The following is a 3,221-nucleotide window of genomic DNA, read 5'->3' on the forward strand; positions in this document are numbered from 1 at the left end:
CTTGCCGCCCTCTCCGCGCCCGTCTCCCAGGGGGTCTGACATGCGTATCGCCGTGATCGGGGGAGGCCCGGGAGGGCTCTACTTCTCCGCCCTCATGAAGCAGCTGGATCCCGCGCACGAGGTCACGATCTGGGAGCGCAACGCCCCCGACGACACCTTCGGCTTCGGCGTCGTGTTCAGCGACGAGACCCTGGGCGGGATCGAGAACGCGGATCCGGTCATCGCCGCCCGGATGGGCGAGCAGTTCGCCCGCTGGACCGACATCGACGTGCTCTTCGGCGGGACCACCCACACGGTCGGCGGGCAGGGCTTCGCCGCGATGGGGCGAAAGGAGCTGCTGCAGCTCCTGCAGCGCCGCTGCCTCGAGCTCGGCGCCGAGATCCGCTTCCGCACCGAGGCTCCGGACGCCGCCGCGCTCATGGCGGACTACGACCTCGTGCTCGCCGCGGACGGCGTGAACTCCCGCGTCCGCGCGCAGTTCGCCGACGCCTTCGTGCCGGACCTGGACCGTCGTGTGTCGAAGTACATGTGGCTGGGCACGGATCGCGTCTTCGAGGCGTTCACGTTCGCGGTGCTGCACACCCCGCACGGGATCATGCAGCTGCACGGGTACCCGTACTCCGATCAGGGCTCCACGTTCCTCATCGAGATGCACGAGGACGTGTGGCGGGCCGCGGGCTTCGACGCGACCGAGCACGAGGTCTTCCCTCCCGGCGTGAGCGACGAGTTCTCGGTCGAGCGGATCCGCGGCTTCTTCGCCGACGTGCTCGACGGCCACGAGGTGCTCACGAACAATTCCAAGTGGCTGAACTTCACCACGGTGCGCAACGAGCACTGGCACCACGAGAACCTCGTGATCCTCGGCGACGCCGCGCACACGGCGCACTTCTCGATCGGCTCCGGCACGAAGCTCGCCATGGAGGATGCGCTCGCGCTCGCCGCGTGCCTGCACGAGCACGACCGGCTGGACGACGCGCTGGGCGCCTATGAGCTCGAACGCCGCCCGGTCGTCGCCTCCACCCAGCGCGCCGCGCAGGCGTCGCTCGAGTGGTTCGAGCGGATCGGCCAGTACGCCGACCAGGATCCGCTGCAGTTCGCGTTCAACCTGCTCACCCGCAGCAGGCGCATCACGCTGGACAACCTCGCCCTGCGCGATCCCGCCTTCGCCGCCGACGTCGTGCGCGGAGCGCGCTTCGCGGGCCGCACCGCCGACGAGCCGGCGATGTTCCGCCCGCACCGGATCGGCGCGCTCGCGCTGAAGAACCGCGTGGTCGTCTCGCCCATGGACATGTACTCCTCGGTCGAGGGCGTGCCAGGCGACTTCCACCTCGTGCACCTCGGGTCGAAGGCGACGGGCGGCGCGGGTCTCGTCATGACGGAGATGGTCTGCGTCTCGGCCGAGGGCCGGATCACCCCGGGCTGCGGCGGGCTCTACACGGATGAGCAGCGCGACGCCTGGGGCCGGATCGTGGACTACGTGCACGATCAGTCGACGGCGAAGATCGGCGTGCAGCTCGGCCACTCCGGCCGCAAGGGATCCACCAGGCGCATGTGGGAGGGGATCGACGATCCGCTGCCCGAGGGCAACTGGGAGACCCTCGCCCCCTCCGCGCTGCCCTACGGCCCTGCCAACGCGGCGCCGCAGGAGATCGACCGCGCGGGCATGGACCGGGTGCGCGAGGAGTTCGTCGCCGCGACCCGCCGCGCCGCCGCGGCAGGGTTCGATCTCGCGGAGCTGCACGCGGCGCACGGCTACCTCATCTCCTCCTTCCTGTCGCCCGTGTCCAACCGGCGCACGGACGAGTACGGCGGCAGCCGGGAGAATCGCCTGCGCTACCCGCTCGAGGTGTTCGACGCGATGCGCGCCGCCTGGCCGGCCGAGCGCCCGCTCACCGTGCGCCTCTCGGCCGTCGACTGGTGCGAGGGCGGGAACGAGCTGGACGACGCGATCGAGATCGCCCGTGCGTTCATCGCACACGGCGCGGAGGCGATCGACGTGTCCTCCGGCCAGATCGCCAAGGAGGAGAGGCCGCAGTTCGGCCGCAGCTATCAGACGCCGTTCGCCGACGCGATCCGCAATCGGGTCGCGGCCGAGGCCGGCGTCAGTGTGATCGCGGTGGGCGCGGTGTCCAGCCACGACGATGTGAACTCGATCCTGCTCGCAGGCCGTGCCGACCTCGTCGCGCTCGGCCGCACGCACCTGTGGGATCCGCAGTGGACGCTGCACGCGGCGGCGGACCAGGGCTACCGCGGGGAGGGGGCGGACTGGGTGGCGCCGTTCCGTGCCGGGTCCCGCAAGCCGCCGTCCGCCCGCACCGACGCCGTGCGACCGCGGCTCTCGCTGGTCCGAGATGCGCGTGCGGGTGAGACCGCGCCGGAGCACCGCCGGTGGATCCCCCAGCGCGAGCCCGCCGACACCCTCGCACAGGTCGGCCCCTGAGCTCGTCCCGGCCGCTGAGCCCGTCGAAGGGCCCCCACATGCATCGATACAGGAGGACAAGAACCATGACCCGCCAGATCATCAACCCCGAGACCCTCGTCGCGCCGAGCGGTTTCGCGCACGGGGTGCGCGCCGGCGAGTTCGTCTACCTCGGCGGGCAGACCGCGATGGACCGCACCGGCGCGATCGTGCCCGGCGGGATCGTCGAGCAGTTCGTGCAGGCGTTCTCCAACGTGCTCGCCACGCTCGAGGCCGCGGGCGGCCGTCCCACGGATCTCGTGGACGTCACGATCTACCTCACCGACGTCGACGACTACCAGGCCAACGGTCGTGAGATCGGGCGCCGCTGGCGCGAGATGGCCGGCACCGAGTATCCGGCGATGGCCGGAATCGGCGTCACGCGGCTGTGGCAGAAGGAGGCCATGATCGAGATCCAGGGCGTCGCGCATCTCGGCGCGGCCACGGGCGGCGCCGGGGAGGACCGGGACTGATGCGGCTCGCGACGGTCCGCGTCGGCGGCACCACCCGCGCCGCCGTCGGCGACGCCGACGGCTGGGTGCTCCTCGATGAGGCGGACGCGCAGGAGCTCGTCGCCACCGACGGCTGGCGCGAGCGGACCGATGCCGCCCTCCGGCAGCCGACCAGGCAGGATCTGGACCCCGAGGCCTTCGGCGTCCCCATGCCGCGGCCCGCGAAGGTGTTCTGCTGCGGCCTCAACTACCGGGACCACATCCTCGAGACCGGCCGCGCGGTGCCGGAGCACCCGACGCTCTTCGCCAAG

General features: G+C 71.6%; 2 protein-coding genes and 1 pseudogene. All 3 read left to right on the plus strand.

Translation table 11 applies throughout. The features are described 5' to 3' along the window. The first annotated feature begins 40 nt into the window (after positions 1-40). On the plus strand, positions 41-2,440 hold the full coding sequence (locus B7X32_RS19805; RefSeq protein ID WP_292723687.1) for a bifunctional salicylyl-CoA 5-hydroxylase/oxidoreductase: 2,400 nt from the start codon (positions 41-43) through the stop codon (positions 2,438-2,440). Positions 2,441-2,505: 65 nt separating this feature from the next. Next, a complete protein-coding gene (locus tag B7X32_RS19810) occupies positions 2,506-2,931 on the plus strand; it encodes a RidA family protein (protein WP_292723690.1) in 426 nt (141 codons plus the stop codon). After that, positions 2,931-3,221, plus strand: a pseudogene (locus B7X32_RS19815) (2-hydroxyhepta-2,4-diene-1,7-dioate isomerase); the annotation flags it as partial. The gene B7X32_RS19810 and the pseudogene B7X32_RS19815, both read left to right, overlap by 1 nt.

This window comes from Microbacterium sp. 13-71-7 (assembly GCF_002257455.1).
Lineage (GTDB): Bacteria > Actinomycetota > Actinomycetes > Actinomycetales > Microbacteriaceae > Microbacterium.

Coding starts and splice junctions, on each gene's coding strand:
- B7X32_RS19805 (WP_292723687.1), top strand. CDS start 41: ATGCGTATCGCCGTGATCGGGGGAGGCCCGGGAGGGCTCTACTTCTCC.
- B7X32_RS19810 (WP_292723690.1), top strand. CDS start 2,506: ATGACCCGCCAGATCATCAACCCCGAGACCCTCGTCGCGCCGAGCGGT.